The organism is Nostoc sp. (assembly GCF_036917555.1).
Lineage (GTDB): Bacteria > Cyanobacteriota > Cyanobacteriia > Cyanobacteriales > Nostocaceae > Nostoc.
This window is the reverse complement of the sequence record NZ_JBALDD010000082.1, coordinates 1-19,149: the sequence shown is the minus strand read 5'-3', so window position 1 is coordinate 19,149 and position 19,149 is coordinate 1. Positions and strand designations below refer to the sequence as shown.

Below are 19,149 nucleotides of genomic sequence, written 5' to 3'. Positions count from 1 at the left end.
GATGAGTTAGTCAAAAGTGTTCGGTGAGACTTGTTTAGTGTAGGGCTAAATCACAAAATGAAAATGTACTCTCAACGACTCTGTTTAGAACCACTAGAAACGTATCATGCCGAACTGCTTTTTGATGGATTACAGAGTGCTAGTATATACGACTTTATTGAAGATGTGCCGCCACAAAGTGTTGAATCGCTCCGCGAACGCTACATGGTATTGACACGTCGTCAATCACCAGATAGAACGGAGATTTGGTTGAATTGGGCTGTCTGGTCACTTGTAGAGAAATACTACATTGGATACGTTCAAGCAACAATTACTGTAAATAAAAGCGCAATCGTTGCCTATGTGTTTTTCCCTAATTTATGGGGAAAAGGTTATGCACGCGAAGTTGTGACGTGTATGATTAATTATTTAGTTGAGACATACCAAATTCTGGATTTTTGTGCTTACGTTGATGTCCAAAATCATCGTTCTATTGCTTTATTGCATAACTTGGGATTTGTAAGCTCGACTTTTTTTCAAAATGTTGAGTTTAACCAAAATGAATTTAACCACGAAGTACAGTATCGAAAACAACACATAAACTAATTAAGTGGGGGTTATTTCTTGTGCCAAAACGTAAGGTTGAACGATGAGAGTATTAAATCGCTTACTGCGGTCGCCATTCCATTCTCCCACCTGTACGGTTGTGGGTTTAGTAATCAATTGTTTATCAATCCACTGTTCCACTGATGGAATGTTATCACTGGCGATCGCTACTCCAACATCCACCAGGTCTAGCTCAAGCGCCACCAAAATTACTGCATCTCGTTGTACATGAGGAATTAACCATTCCCACTCTGCCTCATCCAAAATTTCTGTTAATTCCGCTCTTAAATCCGACATTACTTCCCAATGTTTATTTGTAAATGGCTATTTTTACATTATTCACTAGTTCCGAGTTCCTGACAAATGACCAATGGCAAATGACTAAACTTCAGATTTCATTTCATCAATTTCAAATAAAGACACAATTACTCCAGCGATGGGAATAGATATAAAAACACCTAATAATCCTGCTACTCTAGCCCCTACTAGTAAAGCAAAAAACACCACTACAGGATTAAGATTTAGCGCACCTTGCATAATTCTGGGCGCAATTAAGTTATCTTGTATCTGCTGGAGAACGATACAAGCTATTAATACTTTCACTGCTAACCAAACACCTTGAGACAATACAAATAGAGTAACTGTGCTTACTCCTAATGTTGCCCCTATACCAGGAATGATATCAACAATTCCGACTATTATTGACAATATCAAAGCAAAAGGTACTTTTAACATTAAAAAAACTAGGAACGTCGAAATTGTTAAAAATGCACTTAATAACAACTGACCTCTAAAAAATCCTAAAAAAGACTTTCTGATTATATTTGTAAATTTATTACGACGCTGTTTTGGAACTATTTTCAAAATAAAATTCCATAATTTATCTCCATCTAATAGCATGAAAAAAGCCACAACTGCAATCAAAATAAAAGTGACAAAATTCGTCATAAATCCCTGTAAAATAGCTAAACTATTAACAAGAGTTGATACAGCCTGATTCCGCAATTGTTCTTCAATAAAACTTAAATCTATCTGTAAATTACGATTTCGTAACAAACCTTCTAGTCCCTCTAATAAAGGCACTAAAGAATTTAAAAATGCAGTGATACTATCAATTAATTGTTGTCCTTGAGATAAAACCGTTAAGCTCACAGTAATTATCACACCGCCTATAATTACAATACTGAGCAAAAAAACGACACCAACAGCTATACCGTGGGGCAAAAAACGCCGTAGCCCTTGTACAGGATAACTGAGCAAAAAAGCTAAAATTGCCGCAAATGTAAAAATAACAATGACCGATTCAAAATAACCTAAAAGTTGTACAATTGCCCAGCCAGAAGCAACTAAAAGCAAAAAGCGAACTAATGCCAGATTATTTAATCGCTCCCAAAAACTCTTGGCTTCAAAGCCGCTCATAATAATTCATAATTTATAATTTGTAGTTCGTAATTAAAACTTAGAAAAAAGCTAGTTGTGTAGTGCGATAAAGTTGCCTACCCTACAAGATTTAAAATTTATTTGTTGAAAGTCCCTTAGTTGATTCCTAGAGTGAATTGATTTTAAGATTAGAGCAACCTAATAGTGATCGCCACCTCCTTAAAGCATACATCTGAGCTTGTCTAACTCATCTTCCTAAATCATGCATCTCGTTAATTACTGTGGCACACTTTTGTGTCAAACCTTCCAATTCCTCTTTATTACTGGAACTGGGAGCATCAATTAAGTTACCAATTCTCACTGTAATCGGAACTGCGTGAGGTAGGGACGATCCTTTTTGTAAAATCTTCTCAGTACCCCAGATACTCACCGGCAATATTGGGGCTTTTGCTTTCGCTGCTAGCAGCAATGCGCCTCTTTTGGGGTCTGTAATTCGACCATCTAGGGTACGAGTCCCTTGCAAGAAAACACCAACAGCCCAACCATTATCGAGATATTGTAAAGCGGCACGGATGGCATTGCGATCGGTATTTCCCCGACTTACCGGGTAAGCACCATACAATTTAATCGCTTGTGCCAAAATGGGGATATTAAATAACTCTTCCTTAGCCATGTACGCCACTGGACGACGTACACAATTAGAGACAATCGGCGGATCGAAGTAACTAGCGTGATTACTCACTACTAGTAGCGGTCCTGAGTTGGGGACATTTTCCGCACCATAAATTTGCCCCCGAAAGTAAGCGTGGAGCATGGGGCTGACGACTGACCATTTAAAGGCGTGGTAAAGTGCCAGACTGATCAACGGTTCGCGGTTTTTGTCCACAGAAGATAATGCAAATCAAACTGAACTTAGCATACGCGATCGCAACACCCAGATCAAACGCAAAAAAGCTATAGATATGAATTACTTCACCCATCTGGGAACACTAAATCTAGAAATCTTTAGAATTTAGCAGTATGTTTATCACTACAGTCAGTATTCCTGGATACAAGGTTAGCGAACAACTCTACAACAGTTCTCGAACCCTGGTTTATCGCGGTTATCGAGAAACTGATCAAAAACCTGTAGTGATTAAATTGCTGAAAAATCCTTATCCGAGTTTCAGCGAACTCTTATCGTTTCGTAATCAGTACACCATAGCTAAAAATTTCAACTCACCTCTAATCATCCAAACCTACAGCTTGGAACCGTATCAAAATGGCTATGCGTTGGTAATGGAAGATTTTGGCGGGATTTCTCTTAAAGATTATTTCACCTCTGAGCAGACGCGACATATCACTTTTCTACAAGAGTTTTTACGAATTGCGATCGCCCTGTGCAATACCTTAGATATACTCTACCGCGATGCCTCCGGCGGGCTACGCCTACGCATTATTCATAAAGATATCAAACCCGCCAATATTCTAATTAATCCAGAAACAAAACAAGTTAAATTAATTGACTTTAGTATTGCATCTCTACTACCACGAGAAACTCAAACGCTGATCAGTCCTAATGTGTTAGAAGGGACACTCGCTTATATTTCTCCAGAACAAACTGGAAGGATGAATCGGGGGATTGATTACCGAACTGATTTTTATTCTTTAGGTGTAACTTTCTACGAGTTGCTTACAGGTGAATTACCCTTTCAATCCAACGATCCGATGGAGTTGGTACATTGTCATATTGCAAAACTTCCACTATCCCTGCGGGAAGTCAAAAGTGAAGAGATTCCACAAGCGTTGTCTGATATTGTGATGAAATTGATGGCAAAAAATGCTGAAGATCGCTATCAGAGTGCATTAGGATTAAAATTTGATTTAGAAAAATGTTTATATCAGCTAAAAGAAACTGGCATAATTGATAACTTTGAAATTGCCCAAAGTGATGTGTGCGAGCGCTTTATTATTCCCGACAAATTATATGGACGAGAAGCCGAAATAACCGCCCTCCTTGAAGCATTTGAAAGAGTTAGCAAGGGTGCAACTGAAATGATTCTGGTAGCTGGTTCTTCAGGCATTGGTAAAACTGCCGTTATTAACGAAGTTCATAAACCGATTGTGCGCCAACGCGGTTATTTTATCAAAGGGAAATATGACCAATTTCAACGGAATGTTCCCTTGATCGCCTTTGTACAAGCATTCCGAAATTTAATGGGTCAATTATTAACAGAAAGTGATGCTCAAATTCAGCAATGGAAAAGTAAAATTTTAGAAGCTTTAGGTGAAAATGGACAAGTAATTATTGAAGTAATTCCCGAATTAGAAAGAATTATTGGCAAACAAACGCCAGCCATAGAATTATCAGGAACCGCATCACAAAATAGATTTAATTTATTATTTCAAAAATTCACTCAAGTTTTGACTAGCGCTAAACATCCATTAGTAATATTTTTAGATGATTTGCAGTGGGTTGATTTGGCATCACTGAAATTAATGCAGTTATTAATAGCTGATACTAAATATCTTTTATTAATTGGTGCTTATCGAGATAATGAAGTCAACCCAGTACATCCGTTGATATTGACTGTCAATGAGATGCAAAAAACAGCAGCAACTATTAATACAATTACTTTAGCGCCATTAAGTCAAGGTGATGTGAATCAATTAATTGCTGCAACGCTTAAATGTTCAGAAGATTTAGCATTACCAATTTCACAGATAATCTATCAAAAAACATCTGGTAATCCATTTTTTGATACTCAATTTCTTAAATCATTATACCAGGATGGGCTAATTAAATTTGACTTTACAGAGGGCTGCTGGCAATGTGATATCACACAAATTAATCAGCAAGCAGTCACAAATGATGTAGTTGAATTCATGGTATTGCAATTGAGAAAGCTATCACAACCAACTCAAGATGTTTTGAAATTAGCTGCTTGTATTGGAAATCAGTTTGATTTGAAAACATTGGCAGTTGTTTCAGAACAATCGCAAGTAGAAACCGCAACTAATTTGTGGAATGCATTGCATGAAGGTTTAATTTTACCTACTAGCGAAGTGTATAAATTTTATCTTGTTGAGGGAAATCAAGCTATTGCTGAAGAAAGTTCTGAAATTGTTAACTATAAATTTTTACACGATCGCGTCCAAGAAGCTGCATACTCTCTTATCCCTGAAGAACAGAAAAAAGCTACCCATCTACAAATAGGCAAACTATTACTTCAAAATACACCTGAAATCCAAAAAGAAGATAAACTTTTTGAAATTGTTAATCAGTTAAATATTGCATTAATACTGATTATTGATCCGATTGAACGAGAACAACTCGTCAAATTGAATTTAAAAGCAGGTAGGAAAGCACAATTGGCAACTGCTTATACATTAGCAGTTGAATATTTAACAATAAGTTTAGAACTTTTACCTCATGAGAGTTGGTATAGCCAGTACGAGCTAACACTATTACTATATCAATCCATTACAGAAGTACTTTGTCTTAGTGGTAACTTTGAACGCATGGAAAGCTATGCAATTGTGGTTATACAACAAGCAAAAACCCTCCTTGAACAAATTCCTATCTACAATGTCAAAATTCAAGCTTACATGGCACAGGCACAGCACAAGAATGCTTTGCAAATTGCACTGACTGTTCTTCAATCAATAGGAGTGGAACTGCCTCAACAAGTCAATCAAACTGATATCGAGTGTGAACTGGAACAAACAAAACGTCTTTTGGCAGATAAACCAGCGATAGATTTACTAGAACTGCCAAAAATGACTGATGAGAATATTCTGGCAGCAATGCAAATTTTGTCGAGTATTATGTCAGCGGCCTATCAAGCAAATCCTGCATTGTTTCGAGTAATTGTCTTTAAACAAGTTCAATTGTCAATCCTCTATGGTAATGCTCCAGAATCTACTTATGCTTATGCTAGCTACGGACTTATACTCTGCGGTGTTCTAGGAGAAATTGATACAGGATATGAATTTGGGGAAATGGCATTAGTGTTGGTTGACCGTTTAAATGCTTTTAAGCTGAAGTCAAAAACTCTATTTGCAGTGAATTGTTTTATTCGACATTGGAAATTGCCTGTTAAAGACACTTTAAATCCTCTTTTGCAAGCCTATACGAGTGGTTTAGAAACTGGAGATATTGAATATGCTGTGATGTCTGCCTATGTTTTTGGCAGATATGCTTATTTGAGTGGTCATGGATTAGAGGAATTAGCGCAAGCTATGGGAAACTATGGCACAATTATGCATCAGTTTAAGCAAACCACCTATTTGAATTTCAATAGCATCTATTATCAATCAGTTTTGAATTTATTGGGAATGTCAGATAAACCTTGTTTGTTAATTGGCAAAATTTATGATGAAGTCACAATGTTACCTCTGCATCAAGCTGCCAATCAAACTAGTATTATTTGTCAGCTTCATTTTTGTAAACTGCTATTATGTTATCTCTTTGGCAACTATCAAGAAGCATTAAAAAATGCAGGTGTTGTAGAGAAATATTTAACCAGTGTGACTGGATTAGTGCTAATTCCAACCTTTTATTTTTATGAATCTTTGATTAATTTAGCCTTATATAAAGACTGCTCAATAACTGAGCAAAAATTAATTATTGAGCGAGTGATGGAAGCTCATAAGAAGCTAAAAAAATGGGCAGAGAGTGCGCCACAGAATTATGCACACAAATACAACTTGGTAGAAGCTGAAAGCTTTCGGATATTAGGACAAAAAACTGAAGCAATAGAATTATACGATTGCGCCATTTCTCTTGCTCAAGAAAACGGCTACATCCAAGAAGAAGGACTGAGCAACGAACTCGCAGCCAAATTCTACCTCGACTGGGGTAAAGAAAAAGTTGCCCAAGCATATATGCAAGAAGCATACTACTGCTATGCTCGCTGGGGAGCAAAAGCCAAAACTGATGACTTAGAAAAACGCTATCCTAAACTGCTCCAACCCATTCTGCAACACCAACGAATCAACTTCAACCCCTTAGAAACTATTGCCTTGCATAGAACTTTCTCATCACCTCACACTTCGACTGTGGGCAGTACTGGTATTTCCAATGTTCTGGATTTTACTTCTGTCCTCAAAGCCGCTCAAGCTATCTCCAGTTCTCTAGAAATAGATCAACTCATTACCAGTCTCACCCGGATTATCCTAGAAAACTCTGGTGCGAAAAAATCTGTACTAATTCTTCCTCAAGAAGATACTTGGCAAGTTAGGGCAATTACCTTTATTAATCATGGATTAAATTCTCATATTGACATACAAACCATTCTTAATTCACAAGCACTCGATACTTGTCAAGATATTCCCACAACAATTATCAATTACGTCAAAAATACCCAACAAACAGTTGTGATCGATAACTTGCAAACAGATATTCCTGGTGTAATTGGGGAATATATGTACCGAATAAAACCCCAGAGTGTATTATGTACACCGATTATTAATCAAGGGCATTTAGTAGGGATTATTTACTTAGAAAATAAACTGACTCCAGGAGTGTTTACCAGCGATCGCCTCAACGTTATTAATCTCCTTTCTTCCCAAGCGGCAATATCTCTAGAAAATGCTCAACTTTATCAACAAGCCGGGCAAGCATTAGAAGACTTACAACAAGCCCAATTACAAGTTGTCCAAAGTGAGAAAATGTCTGCATTGGGTAACTTAGTTGCTGGGGTAGCTCATGAAATGAATAATCCTTTGGGCTTTATTTCTGCTAGCCTTCAACAGGCTAAACCCAGCCTGGCAGATATTGTTGAACACTTGAAAATCTATCAAGAAAGTTTCCCCAATCCAGGTGATGAAATTATCGACCATGCCGAAGAAATCGACTTGAATTATAGCTTAGAAGACTTACCCAAGATTATTGATTCAATGGTGATGGCGTGCGATCGCCTGAAAAATATCAGCACCAGTCTCCGCACTTTTTCCCGTGCTGATAAAGATTACAAAGTACCGTTTAATATCCATGAAGGTATCGATAGTACGATTTTAATTCTCAAACATCGCCTGAAAGCTAATGAACAGCGTCCAGCAATTGAGGTAATAACTGAGTATAGTAATTTACCTAAAATCCATTGCTTTCCTGGACAATTGAATCAGGTCTTTATGAATCTTTTGGCAAATGCTATTGATGCGTTAGAAGAATCGAATATGGGGCGAAGCTTGGAAGAAATAAAGATCAATCCCAACCAAATTATAATTAAAACCTCAGTAGAAAATGAAGGCGTGAAAATTACCATTGCTGATAATGCAAATGGGATGACTTCTGAAGTCAAACATAAGATTTTTGATCATTTATTTACTACCAAAGGTGTGGGTAAAGGCACGGGATTAGGATTAGCGATCGCTAAGTCTATTGTCGAATCAACCCACAACGGTAAATTGAGTTTTAACTCTGTTCTGAGTGAGGGGACAGAATTTTTTATTGAAATTCCACTATGAACTTTTGCTATTGTTGGTAAACAACTGCATATATCCGGGAACACTAGACCTGTAAGTCTTAAAAATTTAGTAGTATGGTTAGCACTAAAGTGAGCATTCCCGGATACAAAGTTAGTGAGGAACTGTACAATGGTTCGAGAACCCTAGTTTATCGTGGGTATCGAGAAACTGACTCATTAAGAGTAGTGATTAAACTGCTGAAAAATCCTTATCCTAGTTTCAGCGAACTCTTGTTGTTTCGTAATCAGTATACCATTGCCAAAAATCTCAACTCACCCCTAATCATCCAAACCTACTACCTAGAACCTTACCAAAATGGCTATATGTTAGTGATGGAAGACTTTGGGGGAATTTCCTTAAAGGAATGGGGAGTTACGGGAAGCGTAGAATCTTTAATAGAGTTTTTACAGATAGCGATCGCACTATGCAATATCTTAGATATACTATACTGCGATCGGATTATTCATAAAGATATTAAACCTGCAAATATTTTAATTAATCCAGAAACAAAACAAGTAAAATTAATTGACTTTAGCATTGCATCTCTACTACCACGAGAAACTCAAACGCTGATCAGTCCCAATGTGTTAGAAGGGACACTTGCTTATATTTCCCCAGAACAAACAGGAAGAATGAATCGGGGGATTGACTACCGGACTGATTTTTATTCACTGGGTGTCACTTTCTACGAATTACTCACAGGAAAGTTACCCTTTGAGTCCAAGGATATGATGGAGTTGGTGCATTGTCATATTGCAAAACTTCCTGCTCCTTTGGAGCCATTCAAAATTCCTAAATCGATTTCAGATATTGTCATGAAATTGATGGCAAAGAATGCCGAAGAACGCTATCAGAGTGCATTAGGACTAAAATATGATTTAGAAAATTGTTTAACTCAACTTCAGTCAACTGGCAAAATTGAGAGTTTTCCAATTGCACAAACAGATGTATGCGATCGCTTTATTATCCCCGATAAACTTTATGGACGAGAAACCGAAGTAAAAATTCTACTGCAAGCATTTGAGCGAGTCAGCCTTGGTGCAACAGAAATGATGCTAGTTGCGGGTTTTTCCGGTATTGGTAAAACTGTTGTAATTAACGAAGTTCATAAACCGATTGTCCGTCAACGCGGTTATTTTATCAAAGGGAAATTTGACCAATTTCAGAAAAATATTCCTTTTTCGGCATTTGTACAAGCGTTTCGGAATTTGATGGGGCAATTGTTAACTCTAAGCGATGCAGAAATTCAACAATGGAAAAGCAAGATTCTAGAGGCTGTAGGTGAGAACGGACAAGTAATTATTGAAGTAATTCCGGAATTATCAAGAATTATTGGTCAACAATCACCTGCTCCAGAATTATCAGGAAGTGCGGCACAAAATAGATTTAATTTATTCTTCCAAAAGTTTACCCAAGTCTTTACTAGTAAAGAACATCCATTAGTGATGTTTTTGGATGATTTGCAATGGGCAGATTCGGCATCGCTGAAATTACTACAATTGTTGATGGAACAGGCTGGACATTTATTAATCTTGGGTGCGTATCGGGATAATGAAGTATCATCGGCTCACCCGTTCATCCTAACCGTAGATGAAATCGTCAAAACTGGGGCAGTGGTCAATACCATTACACTGCAATCGTTAAGTTTAGTTGATATGAATCAGTTGGTGGCGGATACGTTGAATTGCGATCGCTCCCTAGCTCAACCGTTGACCGAACTGGTATACCAAAAAACCAAGGGTAATCCCTTTTTTGCGACTCAGTTTCTCAAGGCACTCTATGAAGAAGAACAAATTACTTTTGACAGGGAAGCACGGCATTGGCAGTGTGATATTGCCCAAGTCAGAGCTTTAGCGATCACCGATGATGTTGTCGAGTTTATGGCACTGCAATTGCAGAAGCTGCCGACACAAACTCAGGATGTGTTGAAGTTGGCGGCTTGTATTGGAGCAGAGTTTGATTTGGCAACATTGGCGATTGTGTCCCAGCAGTTTCCTGAAGATACGGCTGCGGCACTGTGGAAAGCATTACAAGAAGGTTTGATTATTCCAAATACGGAAATCTATAAGTTTTTTATTCAGTCTGACAGTGCGTCAGTTTGTGATGCAGCAGCTAATCCAACTTATCGCTTTTTGCACGATCGCGTTCAGCAAGCGGCGTATTCTCTGATTCCAGAAGAGCAAAAGCAAATCACCCACCTCAATATTGGACGTTTGCTGCAACAAGCAACGAGTGGGAGTGAACAAGATAAGCAGATTTTTGCGATCGCTAACCACCTCAACAAGGGAATATCGCTGATTGAGGATGAGACGGAGCAACAGGAACTTGTGCAGTTAAATTTGATGGCTGGACAGAAAGCTAAGGGTGCAACGGCTTATGGAGTGGCTTTAAACTATTTCAACACAGGTATTTCTTTGTTGAGGGGCAATTGCTGGCAGAACAACTACACTCTCGCCCTTGTTCTGTATGAAGGTGCAGCTAATTCTGCTTTCCTGGGTGCTAACTTTGAACAAATGGAGCAGTTCGCTGAGGTTGTACTCACTCATGCCCGCTCTTGGCTCGATCGGGTTAATGTTTACGACACGAAGATTCGGGCTTGCATGGCTCAAAACCAGCTTTTAGAAGCGTTGCAGTTGGCACGGTTCGTGCTGGAACCTCTGGGGGTGCAATTGCCAGAGCAGCCTACCCCAGCAGACATTGGCCAGGCACTCCAGCGCACCCAAATTCAACTCAGTAACAGCTCGATGGAATCTTTGCTGCATTTACCCGAAATGACTGCACCGGACAAAAAAGCTGCAATGATGATTCTGTCCACCATAATGTCGCCTGCCTATCAAGCTGCCCCAAACCTGATGCCCCTGGTCGTCTTTGCCCAGTTTGATCTATCGGTGCAGTACGGAAATGCACCAGAATCGATTCATGGCTACGGTCTGTATGGGTTAATGTTGATTGCCATATTGGGTGATATTAAAGCGGGCTATTGCTTTGGACAACTGGAGATAAACCTCTTGCAACACCTTCAGTCACCCAAGCTTGCTGGTGCAGCCCTTTTTGACTTTAACTGCTTCTTTAAACATTGGAAAGAACCTGCAAAAACCTCTCTGGCAGGACTACTGCAAGCCTATGCCAGTGGATTAGAAGTTGGTGATTTCAATCTTGCAGCACTCAGCCTGCTTGTGTATGACCATAATACTTATTTTACTGGTCACGAACTGTCTTCCCTCAAGCTAGTGCTGGAAGACCATCGCAAAGTGATGCAGCAACTGCGCCAGCATACCTATCTCTACACGCAAAGTCTTTACCATCAGGTAGTCCTGAATCTATTGGGGGCGTCAACAGAGCCAGATCAGTTGGTTGGTGAATACTGCGATCAGCGTGAAATGATTCAGCTTTACCAGAAAACGGGTGAAGTAACCGCACTGCACCAAGTTTATTTAAATAAGCTGATACTTTGTTACCTGTTCCACCACTATGAACAAGCGTTGGAAAACGCCAATAAAGCAGCCCAGTATTTGCGGGGAATGGCAGGACTCATGAGTGTTCCGCTTTTCCACTTCTACGATGCGCTAGTACAATTAGCGCTTTATCCAGATGCCAGCGAAACAGACCAATCAAGCATTCTAGAACGGGTTGCTACCAACCTGGAAAAACTCAGTGGGTGGGCAGCTTATGCACCAAGTAATCAGGCTCACCGCTGCGCCTTAATTGTCGCAGAACGGTGTCGGGTCTTGGGGGCTAAAGCCGAAGCAATAGAAAACTATGATCGCGCGATCGCCCTTGCCAAGGAACACGAATACCTCAACGAAGAAGCTCTCGCCAACGAACTCGCCACCAAATTCTATCTCGAATGGGGCAAAGAACGCATTGCCAAAGATTATTTGATTGAAGCCTACTATGCTTATTCTCGGTGGGGAGCAAAAGCCAAAGTTACCGATCTAGAACAACGCTATCCCCAATTACTTCAAGTCATCCTGCAACAGCAACGACTCAACCCCAATCCTCAAGAAACTCTTGGCTTGCATGAGACTTTCTCATCTACCCGCACGAATACCACTGGCAGCACCAATATTTCTGACGTTTTAGATTTTACCTCTGCCCTGAAAGCGGCTCAAGCTATTTCCAGTTCTCTGGAATTAGATACACTCATTGCCGGTCTCACCCGGATTATCTTAGAAAACTCTGGCGCCAAAAAAGCTGTACTACTGCTTCCTCAAGAAAACACTTGGCAAGTACGAGCAATTACCTTGATTCATCATCAGAAAATACAAACCATACTTGACTCACAATTACTAGATACTTGTCAAGATATTCCCAGAAACATTATCAATTATGTCAAACATACTCAAGAAACCATTGTTATAAATAATTGCGAAACAGATATTCCTGGGGTGATTGGGGAATATATGCTAGAGTATCAACCCAAAAGTATTTTATGCACACCAATTATTAATCAAGGACATTTGGTAGGTATTCTCTACTTAGAAAATAAACTCACAAGCGAGGTATTTACTAACGAACGTCTGCAAATTATCAATCTACTTTCTTCCCAAGCTGCAATCTCCCTAGAGAATGCTCGACTTTATCAACAAGCTGGGCAAGCATTACAAGATTTACAACAGGCACAATTACAAATCGTCCAAAGTGAGAAAATGTCGGCACTGGGTAACTTAGTAGCAGGGGTAGCACATGAAATGAATAATCCTTTGGGATTTATTTATGCCAGCCTTCAACAAGCTAAACCCAGCCTTGCAGATATTGTTGAACACTTGAAACTCTATCAAGAAAGTCTTCCCAATCCCGATGAGCAAATTATCGACCATGCCAAAGAAATCGACTTAGATTATAGCTTAGAAGATTTACCCAAGATAATTGATTCAATGGTGATGGCGTGCGATCGCCTTCACAATATTAGCACTAGTTTAAGAACATTCTCCCGCGCTGATAAAGATTATAAAGTGCAGTTTAATATCCACGAAGGTATTGACAGTACGATTTTAATTCTCAAACATCGTCTCAAAGCAAACGAACAACGTCCAGCGATTGAAGTGATAACTGATTATGGTAATTTGCCCCAGGTTGAATGTTTTCCTGGACAATTGAATCAGGTATTTATGAATATTCTGGCTAATGCCATTGATGCGCTAGATGAATCAAATACGGGACGGAGTTTTAAGGAAATTAAGTCCAATCCCAACCGAATTACAATTAAAACCTCCTTAGAAAATGAAGGCGTGAAAATTGCTATTGCTGATAATGGTCAGGGGATGAATGAATCAGTGAAGCAAAAGGTTTTTGACCACTTATTTACTACAAAAGGTGTGGGTAAAGGGACGGGATTAGGATTAGCGATCGCTCGTCAAATCGTTGAAGAAACCCACAACGGTAAATTAAGTTTTAACTCTGTTTTGGGTAAGGGTACAGAATTTGTAATTGAAATTAATTTATAAAGGAATTAAACAGGTAAATCAGTAGCACTCTGGATATTTTGCAAAATTAAATCAGGGCTATTACGTTTAATCAAGCCAGTTAATACTTTACCAGGGCCAATTTCCATTACTCGCTCGATACCATTAGCTGGTAATTGCAGACAAATTTCTCGCCATCTTACAGAACTAGTCATTTGTTTGTTCAGGCGTTGCTTTAAAATCTCAGCATCAATAGAGGGAATTGGCTCTACATTAGACAGTACTGGCACAATCGCGGGTTGAAATTCCACAGATTCTAAAATGTCTTGGAATTCCGCAGCTGCTGGTGCTATTAAATGTGAATGAAATGCTCCAGAAACTTTTAGGGGAACCGCACGCTTTGCTTTAACTTGAGTCATCACCGCTTGTACAGCCTCAGTCGTACCTGAAATTACCACCTGAGCCGAACTATTATCATTTGCTATTACCACATCAGGCGTTTGGGAAATGACTTTTTCTAACTGTTCGCGGTCAAAGTTCATCAAAGCTGCCATCATGCCATTAATGGAACTATCCATAAGTTCTGCACGACGCTTCACCAGATATAAACCAGCTGACCACTCAAAGACACCCGCTATATAAAGGGCAGTATATTCTCCCAAACTATGACCGGCAACTAAATCTGGCTGGTGTCCTCGCTCTCGAAGCAGGTCAGCAAGAATGCTTTCGACCACATAAAGACTTGGCTGAGTATACAGCGTCTGTGATAACTTCTCTTCTTGAGTTTGACAAATTTCAGTTACAGACCAGCCCAAAATATCCTCAGCTTTGGCAAGCTTGTCTTTAGCAGACGGTATATCTAATAATTCCATTCCCATCCCCAGCGTTTGGGAACCTTGTCCAGGAAACACCCATGCAGTTTTTGTCATTTGTCAATAGTCAGTGGTCATTGGTCATTTGTCATTGGTCATTTGTCATTGGTCATTAACAAAGGACAAATGACTAATGACATAGACGCGCTGCTTCACCGCTGGCGCAGCCTCTCGTAGAGAAGGGCTTCCCGTAGGATAGGACAAAATTATTTATCTTCCCCATTGAAAAATCGCCGCGCCCCAGGTAAGACCGGCACCAAAGCCGGATGTAGCAACGATGTCATTGGGTTTAATTTTACCTTGTCGTACTGCTTCATCTAAAGCTAAGGGGATGGAGGCAGCTGAGGTATTGCCATAGTGGGCGAGATTACTGATAACTTTATGTTCTGGGATATTCAGGCGTTGGGCAACGGCAGCGATAATCCGCTGATTGGCTTGATGCAATATCAGCCAATCTATCTGGTCAACGCTGATGTTGGCTTGGAATAAGGCTTTATCAATTATTTCTGGGACTTTTTGGACAGCAAAGCGGTAGACTTCTTTGCCGTTCATCGTAATCGGTTGGTAAGTGCCTTTGGTGATATTTATACCAGTCAATAGTTCTTGGGAATTACCTGCATAAGCAACGTTGAGGTAATGGTTTTGAGTACCATCACTTTTAAGTGCAAATCCTAATAAGCGATCGCTTTTGGCAGCTTGTAATACCACTGCCCCAGCACCATCACCAAATAATACACAAGTCCGCCGATCTTCCCAATCTACCCAACGAGAGAGGATATCTGCCCCTATTAACAATACATTTTTATAGACACCAGTTCTAATGTATTGGGCTGCTGTAACCAAACCAAACACAAAGCCAGAGCAGGCAGCGGTCAAGTCAAAGGCTACTGCGTTGGTAGCTCCCAATTTAGCTTGTACTTGACAAGCACTACCAAACAAATCATCAGGGGTGGAAGTCGCTAGCAGAATTAGGTCTAAGTCTTCTGGTTTAATTCCTGAAGCGGCGATCGCCTGACTGCTGGCGGCAGTAGCGAGTACACTCAAGGACTCAGATGGCAGAGCTAATCGACGTTGACGAATTCCCGTTCTTGTGGTGATCCACTCATCTGATGTTTCAACTAGTTCACTCAATGTCTGGTTGTGTAGGGAAGTTACTGGTACTGCCGAGCCACTTCCAATAATTGCTACGCCTAAGTTTTGCACTCCTAATCTCCCAAGCTATCAGCTTTTTGTCCTTTGTGAGCCAGTGCGGTCTTGGGGGTTTCCCCCATGAGCAACTGGCGAACCCGCAGGATCTGTTGTTTTACCCTGCAGGAAGCCGCTGGCGCGTCTATGTCAGTTGTCCTTTGTCCTTTGCAAATGACGAATGACTGATGACGAATACTTCTCTACGAGAGGCTGCGCCAACGACTACGCTCAGTACAAGTGACTAATGACCAATGACTAACCGCTCTCCCGCTCTAGGATATATTGGGACTGAATTCGTTGTATCACCTGATTGTCAACAGCTTCTTTTGCCATGCGAATTGCATTAAAAATTGAAGGTGCTTGGGAGCTACCGTGACCGATAAAACAGACTCCTGCCACGCCTAGCAGTAAAGCACCACCATGTTCTGCGTGATCCATTCGCTGCTTAATCCGCTTCAAGTTGGGTTTTAAGAGTGCTGAACCGATTTGACCGTGCAATCCTTGGGGTAATTCTTCCCGCAGAATTTGCAGAATCACTTCTCCAACGGCTTCGGCAAATTTTAACAATACATTGCCTACAAAGCCATCGCAGACAATCACATCAAAGCGACCGGAAAGTACATCACGCCCTTCAGCATTGCCAATAAAATTAATTTGGGAATTTTCGCGTAGCAGTTGGTGGGCGCGGACGGCTGCATCATTTCCCTTAGAGTCTTCTTCACCGATATTCAGCAAACCCACCTTCGGTTCAGTTGTACCCAAGACATACTGACTGTAAGCCGATCCCATAACGCCAAACTGCTCTAAAAACTTGGGGCGACAATCTACATTTGCGCCAACATCAAGTACCAGTACTGGCTTACCAGCAATAATTGTCGGAAAAACTGTCCCGATGGCTGGGCGATCGATTCCTGGCAATCTTCCTAAGCGGAGCAAAGCTGATGCCATAGCGGCTCCAGAGTGACCCGCAGAAAATACGGCATCTGCCTTTTGCTGCTTGACTAAATCCATCGCCACATTTATAGAAGCCTTGCGTTTGCGTCTAACTGCATTTAAAGGCTCCTCATCCATAGCGATCGCTTCTTCAGCATTCACGATCTCTACCTGCCCTAAATTTGTTTTTGATGGCAAGGCAGCTTCTATTTGTTGGGAATCGCCAACCAAAAATATATCTACACCCAATTCTTCTCTTGCTCGCAATGCGCCAGCAACGATTTCACCGGGTGCATGATCCCCTCCCATTGCGTCAATTGCGATCCGTACACGAGTCGATCCCATTGCTCACAGCTTCTAGAAACCTTACAAATTTTACCAGATGGCAATGCCCGAAAAAGCTTAATTTTCTGACCGCCAAATAAATTCTGTTACTATTGCAACAATTTTTGCTGGCAAGCTCAAGATAGCACGAATTGTTCTGGAGTAGGGAGTAGGGCATTGTGCATTAATTATTCTCCCCTGCCCCCCTGCTCCCCTACTCCTTATTCCCCTGCCCCCCTGCTCCTCTGCTCCCTTGTCCCCTACTCCTTATTCCCCGCTTTCCAGCACCCAATCAACTAACGTCCGAACGCCGTAACCAGTTGCCCCTGCCCCGTTGTAGCCATTTTCTTTATCTGTCCACACTGGACCAGCAATATCTATGTGCGCCCAAGGGGTTTGTTTGACGAATTCCTTGAGGAAAAGGGCAGCAGTAATTGCACCACCCGGACGCGGGCCTGTATTTTTCATGTCCGCAATACCAGACTTTAACCCTTCAAAATATTTTTCTTCCATTGGCATCCGCCAAATCTTTTCCCCTGAAGTTTGGGCAGCTTTTTCAAGCTGGGAAGCTACAGCATCATCAGGAGTGTACAAACCAGCAATATCGTCACCCAAGGCAATGACGTTGGCACCAGTCAGGGTGGCTAAATCAACGATCGCATCTAAGCCCAATTTGTCAGCATACACCAAGGCATCTGCGAGGGTCAAACGTCCTTCAGCGTCGGTGTTGTTCACTTCAATTGTTTTGCCGTTTGATGCTGTGAGAATGTCTCCAGGGTGCATGGCGTGACCGCTAATCATGTTTTCAGCCGCCGCCGAAATAAAGTGAACTTCAACATCTGGCTTAATTTGAGCAACTGCTTTTGCTGCCCCCAAGGTAGCAGCTGCACCCCCCATATCCATCTTCATGGTTTCGATGCCGCTACCAGCACCTTTAATGTTGAGTCCGCCGGAATCGAAGGTTACACCTTTACCAATAATTGCTAGTTTCTTTTTGGGTGTACCTTCTGGCTTGTAAGTCAGGTGAATGAATTTAGGTGGCAACTCGGAACCAAGCGATACTCCCAAAAAAGCCCCCATTCCCAACTTTTCACAGTCTTCTTTTTCCAGAATTTCTACTTGTAAACCGTACTCCTTTGCGATCGCTTGAGCAGTTTCCGCTAAAGTAATCGGTGTAACTGCGTTAGCTGGTGCTGCTACTAATTGCCGTGCTAAATTTACCCCGGAAACGACTTGATTGGCGCGAGTAATGGCAGCTTCTTGTCTACCAAAACCTAGTAAATCTACGGTTTCTATTTGTGAACCTTTATCTTCTGGTTCGGATTTAAAGCGAATATCTTGGTAAAGTGCTAATTCCACTCCTTCTGCGATCGCTTGGGCACTCGCTGCTGGATCGTTGTTCCACAATGGAAAGCTAAATCCGAGAATTTTGCTTTTTTGCTTTTTTCCTACCCTGGCTACAGCCGCAGCAGCGCGGCGCAGAGTATCTAGTTTTAGTGCATCTGGTTTGCCTAAACCTACTAAAATCAATTTCCGCACTGGGCTACCAGCATTTACACGGGTGAAAATAGTGCTATTGGCTTTACCTTTAAATTCTTCTTCGGCAATCAGTTCTTTTAAGACCCCAGAAAACTTTTGATCTAAAGTTGCTAGTTCTCCGGTTAACTCCACTGCATCTTCAAATAATCCAATTGCCAAACTATCGCCTGCCCACTCTAGCAAAGGCTTATCACTAGGTTGAATTTTCATTTTGGGATTTTGTGTAAATATTCCTTCTTGTACCAGTATTGCTCAAAATTCTGGTTTCATGGTGAGGGTAGTGGGCACTTGTACTGAGCGAAGTCGAAGTATTGGGCACGGGGGAGCAGTGGTCAGTAGCTATAATTTAGCCAATTGGTATAAATAGCACTTGTTAATGAGTCTTTGATACTCGTTAATCCACCTCAGAACTCCGTTAACGAGTCTTTGATACTCGTTAATCCACCTCAGAACTCCGTTAACGAGTCTTTGAT

At 40.8% G+C, this 19,149-nt stretch carries 10 protein-coding genes; 3 read left to right on the top strand and 7 right to left on the bottom strand.

All coding sequences use genetic code 11. The annotated features are described in order from the left end of the window. Positions 1 to 57: 57 nt before the first annotated feature. Positions 58 to 585 carry a GNAT family N-acetyltransferase gene (locus V7K60_RS31550; protein ID WP_334931661.1) on the top strand — a complete coding sequence of 176 codons (528 nt, stop codon included), beginning with the start codon at positions 58 to 60 and terminating at the stop codon, positions 583 to 585. Here V7K60_RS31550 and V7K60_RS31545 read toward each other — a convergent pair whose 3' ends face one another. The 3 genes from V7K60_RS31545 to V7K60_RS31535 all read right to left on the bottom strand — a co-directional run bounded on the left by V7K60_RS31545 (position 586) and on the right by V7K60_RS31535 (position 2,851). Next, positions 586 to 882, bottom strand: a complete 297-nt coding sequence (locus V7K60_RS31545; protein ID WP_334931659.1) for a DUF2288 domain-containing protein — start codon at positions 880 to 882, stop codon at positions 586 to 588. An 84-nt stretch (positions 883 to 966) separates the two neighbouring features. Continuing rightward, positions 967 to 2,004, bottom strand: coding sequence for an AI-2E family transporter (locus tag V7K60_RS31540; RefSeq protein ID WP_334931657.1), 1,038 nt, complete (start codon positions 2,002 to 2,004; stop codon positions 967 to 969). Positions 2,005 to 2,212: 208 nt separating this feature from the next. Then, entirely contained in the window at positions 2,213 to 2,851 is a 639-nt protein-coding gene (locus V7K60_RS31535) for a lysophospholipid acyltransferase family protein (RefSeq protein ID WP_334931655.1), read from the bottom strand. A gap of 134 nt (positions 2,852 to 2,985) precedes the next feature. Between V7K60_RS31535 and V7K60_RS31530 the strand changes: the two genes are divergently transcribed. Both V7K60_RS31530 and V7K60_RS31525 read left to right on the top strand, forming a co-directional pair. Next, on the top strand, positions 2,986 to 8,415 hold the full coding sequence (locus V7K60_RS31530; RefSeq protein WP_334931653.1) for an ATP-binding sensor histidine kinase: 5,430 nt from the start codon (positions 2,986 to 2,988) through the stop codon (positions 8,413 to 8,415). A gap of 74 nt (positions 8,416 to 8,489) precedes the next feature. Then, positions 8,490 to 13,862 carry an ATP-binding sensor histidine kinase gene (locus V7K60_RS31525; RefSeq protein ID WP_334931651.1) on the top strand — a complete coding sequence of 1,791 codons (5,373 nt, stop codon included), beginning with the start codon at positions 8,490 to 8,492 and terminating at the stop codon, positions 13,860 to 13,862. Positions 13,863 to 13,867: 5 nt separating this feature from the next. On the opposite strand, the gene fabD is transcribed toward V7K60_RS31525, so the two are convergent. The 4 genes from fabD to V7K60_RS31505 all read right to left on the bottom strand — a co-directional run bounded on the left by fabD (position 13,868) and on the right by V7K60_RS31505 (position 18,886). After that, the gene (gene fabD, locus V7K60_RS31520) at positions 13,868 to 14,749 is read right to left on the bottom strand and encodes an ACP S-malonyltransferase (protein ID WP_334931649.1); all 882 of its coding nucleotides are present in this window, start codon (positions 14,747 to 14,749) and stop codon (positions 13,868 to 13,870) included. 153 nt (positions 14,750 to 14,902) lie between these two features. Continuing rightward, positions 14,903 to 15,895, bottom strand: a complete 993-nt coding sequence (locus V7K60_RS31515; protein WP_334931647.1) for a beta-ketoacyl-ACP synthase 3 — start codon at positions 15,893 to 15,895, stop codon at positions 14,903 to 14,905. A 240-nt stretch (positions 15,896 to 16,135) separates the two neighbouring features. Then, entirely contained in the window at positions 16,136 to 17,158 is a 1,023-nt protein-coding gene (gene plsX, locus V7K60_RS31510; RefSeq protein ID WP_334931645.1) for a phosphate acyltransferase PlsX, read from the bottom strand. A gap of 246 nt (positions 17,159 to 17,404) precedes the next feature. Continuing rightward, entirely contained in the window at positions 17,405 to 18,886 is a 1,482-nt protein-coding gene (locus V7K60_RS31505; protein ID WP_334931643.1) for a leucyl aminopeptidase, read from the bottom strand. Positions 18,887 to 19,149 lie beyond the last annotated feature (263 nt).

Excerpts from the sequence above, each read along its gene's own strand:
- V7K60_RS31530 (WP_334931653.1), top strand. The coding sequence starts at position 2,986 with ATGTTTATCACTACAGTCAGTATTCCTGGATACAAGGTTAGCGAACAA.
- fabD (WP_334931649.1), bottom strand. The coding sequence starts at position 14,749 with ATGACAAAAACTGCATGGGTGTTTCCTGGACAAGGTTCCCAAACGCTG.
- V7K60_RS31525 (WP_334931651.1), top strand. The coding sequence starts at position 8,490 with ATGGTTAGCACTAAAGTGAGCATTCCCGGATACAAAGTTAGTGAGGAA.
- plsX (WP_334931645.1), bottom strand. The coding sequence starts at position 17,158 with ATGGGATCGACTCGTGTACGGATCGCAATTGACGCAATGGGAGGGGAT.
- V7K60_RS31540 (WP_334931657.1), bottom strand. The coding sequence starts at position 2,004 with ATGAGCGGCTTTGAAGCCAAGAGTTTTTGGGAGCGATTAAATAATCTG.
- V7K60_RS31550 (WP_334931661.1), top strand. The coding sequence starts at position 58 with ATGAAAATGTACTCTCAACGACTCTGTTTAGAACCACTAGAAACGTAT.
- V7K60_RS31545 (WP_334931659.1), bottom strand. The coding sequence starts at position 882 with ATGTCGGATTTAAGAGCGGAATTAACAGAAATTTTGGATGAGGCAGAG.
- V7K60_RS31505 (WP_334931643.1), bottom strand. The coding sequence starts at position 18,886 with ATGAAAATTCAACCTAGTGATAAGCCTTTGCTAGAGTGGGCAGGCGAT.